Origin of the sequence: Mycobacterium sp., from assembly GCF_032162105.1 — a bacterium.
Taxonomy (GTDB): domain Bacteria; phylum Actinomycetota; class Actinomycetes; order Mycobacteriales; family Mycobacteriaceae; genus Mycobacterium.
In genome coordinates, this window is the sequence record NZ_JAVRPS010000492.1 from 1 (window position 1) to 5,038 (window position 5,038).

The 5,038-nt window shown below is 68.7% G+C and carries 4 protein-coding genes and 2 riboswitches; all 4 genes read left to right on the forward strand.

Annotated features, from left to right (window positions below):
- The coding region (locus tag QOC69_RS25210) for a putative nucleotidyltransferase substrate binding domain-containing protein (protein ID WP_526444766.1) at positions 1–1,777 on the forward strand (1,777 nt) is incomplete at its 5' end.
- Between the two features lie 65 nt (positions 1,778–1,842).
- Positions 1,843–2,640 (forward strand): IclR family transcriptional regulator, encoded by a 798-nt coding sequence (locus QOC69_RS25215; protein ID WP_526444768.1) that lies wholly within the window; start codon positions 1,843–1,845, stop codon positions 2,638–2,640.
- Between the two features lie 92 nt (positions 2,641–2,732).
- Positions 2,733–2,838, forward strand: a riboswitch (glycine riboswitch).
- Positions 2,839–2,946: riboswitch (glycine riboswitch) on the forward strand. It begins immediately after the preceding riboswitch.
- 64 nt (positions 2,947–3,010) lie between these two features.
- Complete coding sequence (gene glyA / locus QOC69_RS25220; RefSeq protein ID WP_526444772.1) at positions 3,011–4,342, forward strand: serine hydroxymethyltransferase; 1,332 nt, start codon at positions 3,011–3,013, stop codon at positions 4,340–4,342.
- Positions 4,339–5,038 (forward strand): serine dehydratase beta chain (locus tag QOC69_RS25225; RefSeq protein WP_526444770.1); only part of this gene is annotated, 700 nt, incomplete at its 3' end. The genes glyA and QOC69_RS25225, both read left to right, overlap by 4 nt.

A 5,038-nucleotide genomic window follows, 5' to 3' on the forward strand; every position in this document is an offset into this window, starting at 1 on the left:
CCTCGCCGAGTTGGCCGGCGCGTCGTCGGTCCATCGGTACGACGCCGGCGCGGTGATCGTGGACTACTCGGCGCAGAAGCCGGACGAGATCTGGCTCCTGTGCGACGGGCAGGTGGTGTTGTTGACCGCCGCCCCCGACGGTGACGAACCGTTCGACACGGTGCCGCCGGGCGGGATCTTCGGGTTCTTCCCACTGTTGACGGGTGGCACCGTGCAGTTCGTGGCGCGGGCCACCGAACCGAGCACCGTCGTGCGGCTGCCAGGGGACCTGGTTCGTGCCGAGTTCGCCAAGCCCGCGGGACTGTCATTCTTAGCGTCGTCGGCGTGGAAGACGATCGCCGGCAATCGAGTTGCCACCCAACGGCCGTCGCTGCGGCCGGTCGGGGACCTGGTGCACGCCGAGCCCGTCTTCACCACGGCCGACACCACGGTCCGCGACGCCGTGCGACACATGACCGAGCAGCGCAGTTCCTACGTGCTGATCGCGATGCCCAATGGTGAATTCGGCATCTTCACCGATCGTGACCTACGGACCAGGGTGGTCGCGGCGGGGATCAGCGTCGACGCACCCATCGGGCAGGTGATGAGTGTGCCCGCGCGCACGGTCACCGCGGACCGGGTCGCGGCGACCGTGCTGATGGACATGCTCGAGAGCGGGATGCGGCACATGCCGGTGCTCACCCAGCACGGCCAGGTCATCGGAGTGCTCGAAGACGCGGATCTGGTCGCCACCTCGACGCGACAAAGCTTCCTGCTGCGGCGCTCGATTGCCCTGGCGGCCAACCCCGCCGAGCTACAGGCGGCCGCCGCGGGCATCGCCGATCTGACCGTCGACCTGTACCGCAGCGGCACCGATGCCTCCGGGTGCAGCGGCATTCTGTCGGTCGTGATCGACAGCGTGGTGCGGCGGGCCCTCGAACTGGAACTGTCCCATCCCGAGCTCAAGCGACGCCCACAGTTCGCCTGGCTGACGCTGGGCAGTGTCGCCCGACGCGAAGCCATGCCGTCCTCCGATGTCGACAGCGCGTTGGCGTGGGCCGATGAGCTGGAACCCGAGAAGGGTCACTTCCTGCGGGTCGCCGGGCGGGTGCACGCCACCCTCGACGCGTGCGGCCTGCCGTCCGACACCAACGGCGCGGTGGCGTCGAAGCCACTGTTCGCGCGGTCCAGCTCCGCGTGGGCCAGCGCCGCCGCCCGCTGGCTCGACGATCCGATGAAGGGCCGTGGCCTGATCATGTCGTCGCTGCTCCTGGACGGCCGCGTGGTGTGGGGCGATCCGGCGCTGCACACCGTTCCGTCGGCCTATCGCTGCATGCCCTCCGATCATCCGAATGCGTTGCGGCTGCAGCTGCTCGACGCGCTGTCGGGCAAGGTGCGGACCCGCTCATTGCGCGACGTGGTATCCCGGCGCGGCGGCACCTTCGACCTGAAGAGCCACGCGCTGACGCCGATCGTCAACCTCGCGCGCTGGGGCGGGCTGACCGTCGGCGTCGTCTCGGCGTCAACTCCGGCGAGGCTCGAGGCAGCTGCGGGCAACGGCATTCTGTCCGACGCGGACGCGAACACCCTCGGTGAGGTCTTCGCGCTACTGCAAGGCCTGCGCATGGCTCATCAGATCGACCAGATCGGCGCGGGGTGCAGGCCCGGAGACGTCGTCACGATGTCGGAGCTGTCGCCGCTGAACCGCAGCCTGCTCAACGACGGCGTGCGCGAGATCGTCGCCGTGCAGCGCCGGGTGCGGCAAATGGCGGCGATGAACGCCGAGATGTTGACGTGACCGGGGTGCACCGGCCAACGAGACGCCCCAGTTCGGCGACGGCACCGCCTAGAGTTGGCGGGGTCATGACAGATCAAATGGGCGAGGGTCCTGGGGAGAACGGGCGCGGAGTCGCCGCCGTGCAGTCGGTTGACCGCGCACTGATGGTGATGGAGATCCTGGCCAAGCTCGGGGCCGCCGGGGTCACCGAGATCGCCGCCGAGCTTGGTGTGCACAAGTCCACGGTGTCGCGGTTGATCGCCGTTCTCGAGTCCCGCGGATATGTCGAGCAACTCTCCGAACGGGGTAAGTACCGGCTGGGGTTCTCGGTGGTGCGGTTGGCCGGATCGACAAGTGCGCCAATGGACCTGACGAGACAAGGCCAGGGCACCTGCGACGCGCTCGCGGCGCAGACCGGTGAGACCACTAATCTCGCGATCCTCGACGGCGACCGGATCATCAACGTCGTCGAATCCATCGGCGCGGCCGGGGTGGCATTGCGCACCTGGGTGGGTCAGAGCTGTCCGGCGCATGCCACCTCGAGCGGCAAGGTGTTGCTGTCGGAACTGACGGCGGCCGAATTGCGTTCGCGCCTGGGCGAGCGTCTGGCGTCGTTCACGCCCAACACGATCGTCGAGCTGGGCGGGTTGGAGGCCGAACTCGCCACCGCCAGGGCGAACGGCTGGGCTGCGGTCAACGAGGAACTGGAGATCGGCCTGAACGCGGTGTCGGCACCCGTACGCGACAGCGCCGGCGGAATCGTTGCAGCGCTGAGCGTTTCGGGACCATCGTACCGGTTGGAGCCCGCCGGATTCGCTGCGGCGGCCCGGCGGACGATCGACGCGGCGGCTCAGATCAGTCGCAGGCTCGGGTATACGGGCTGACTCCGTTCCGACGGTTGACACTGGTACGGCGGTGGACGAGAATGGTTGCGCGATGCGCGCGCGTTGCGCATTGCACAACTACAGATCGGCCGTTACACGTAGCGGGAGATCTCCGACCGCCGCACACCGCGGCGGGCGGAGAGCCGAAGGAGCAATGTCCTCCCGGGAATCTCTCAGGCCCAGAACCGCTGCGTTCAGGCATCTCTGGAAAGTAGCGCAGCGACACGTGCGCTCGCCGACGGGGCAAGCGTGAGGGGTCCGTCCCATCACGCGAATCTCTCAGGCCACCAAAACAGAGTGGGAGGAGCCATCGCAAACACTGCGCTGCGCCAGCGCAGCCGACGAAAGGCTCAACCCCGTGACACGATCGATGACCGCACAGTCCCCGCCCAGCCCCAGCCCCGGGTCGCTCCGCTCCTGCCCGCCGGTACTGGAAGCATCACTGGCTGACTTCGACCCCGAGGTCGCCGGCCTGGTCGACCTTGAGCTGAGTCGCCAGCAGCGCGGCCTTGAGATGATCGCCTCGGAGAACTACGCACCGCGGGCCGTGCTGGAGGCACAGGGCTCGGTACTGACCAACAAGTACGCCGAGGGCTACCCGGGACGCCGGTACTACGGCGGATGCGAGCACGTCGACTCGATCGAGGCGCTCGCGATCGAGCGGCTGATCGCCCTCTTCGGAGCCGAATATGCAAACGTACAACCGCATTCCGGCGCCCAGGCCAACGCGGCCGCGATGCACGCCGTCCTGCAGCCGGGTGACACCATCCTGGGACTGGCGCTTGCCCACGGGGGACACCTGACCCACGGCATGAAGCTGAACTTCTCCGGCAGGCTCTACGACGTCGCGCAGTACCACGTGCGGGCCGATGACCACCGGGTCGACATGGACGAGGTGCGGCGGCTGGCGCACGAGCGCAAGCCGAAGCTGATCCTCGCCGGCTGGTCGGCCTATCCGCGTCAGCTCGACTTCGCCGCGTTCCGGCGCATCGCCGACGAAGTCGGCGCCTACCTGATGGTCGACATGGCGCACTTCGCCGGCCTGGTCGCCGCCGGACTGCACCCCTCGCCCGTGCCCCACGCGCACATCGTCACGTCGACGACGCACAAGACACTTGGCGGTCCCCGCGGGGGCTTCATCCTTGCCGTCGACGAGCTGCGCAAGAAGCTCGACTCGGCGGTGTTCCCCGGCCAGCAGGGTGGCCCGCTCCAACACGTGATCGCCGCGAAGGCCGTCGCCTTCAAGATGGCCGCCGAACCGGCATTCCGGGACCGCCAGGAGCGCACCGTCGCCGGCGCCCGGCTGATCGCGGCGCGGCTGACGCAGCCCGATGCGCGGCGAGCCGGCATCGACGTCGTCACCGGCGGCACCGACGTCCACCTGGTGCTCGTCGACCTGCGCGCGTCGGAGTTGGACGGCAAGCAGGCGGAGGACCGGCTGCGCGACGTGGGAATCACGGTCAACCGCAACGCCGTTCCGTTCGACCCGCGCCCGCCGATGGTCAGCTCGGGTGTGCGCATCGGCACCGCGGCGCTGGCGGCGAGGGGATTCACCGAAGACGCCTTCCGGCAGGTGGCCGACGTCATCGCCGAGGCACTGACACCCGCAATCGAGGCCGCGGATCTCGCCCGTCTGGGTGCCTGCGTCGACGCGCTTGCGCAACGCTTCCCGCTGTACGACAGCCTGCGGGCATCACCGTGACGGGCAGCGTGTTCGACCTGTTCAAGGTCGGGATCGGACCGTCGAGTTCGCACACCGTCGGGCCCATGCGGGCGGCCAACGCCTTCGTGGCCCGGTTGTCCGCCGAGAATCTGCTCGAGCGGACGACCGGGGTGCGCGTCGAGCTCTTCGGCTCGCTCGGGGCGACCGGTGAAGGGCATGGCACCGTCCCTGCACTGGTGCTCGGGCTTGAGGGTGCGGATCCCGAGACCGTCGATCCCGATGCCGTTGGCAGCCGGATCGCCGCCGTCGCCGAAGCGGGCGAACTCTGCCTTGGCGGTGTGCGTCGGATCGCGTTCGCGGCGGTCGACGACATCGTGTTGCACCGACGGAAGCGACTGTCGTTCCACAGCAACGGCATGGTGTTCTCGGCGCTGGGCGACGACGGTTCGCCGGTGCTGAAGCGGGAATACTATTCGGTCGGGGGTGGCGCGGTTCTCGACGAGGACGACGTTCGCGGGCTCGGCGAGGCTCCAGAGGGTGCGGACGTTAGGTATCCGTTCCGCACCGCCGACGAACTGCTGGTGCTGACCACCGAAACCGGCATGCGCATAAGCGAATTGATGCTCGCCAACGAACTGACGTGGCGCAGCGAGGCGGAGGTAAGGGCCGGGCTGCTGCGGGTGTGGTCGGTGATGCAGGGCTGCGTCGAGCGCGGCACCAGGCAGACCGGCGTAC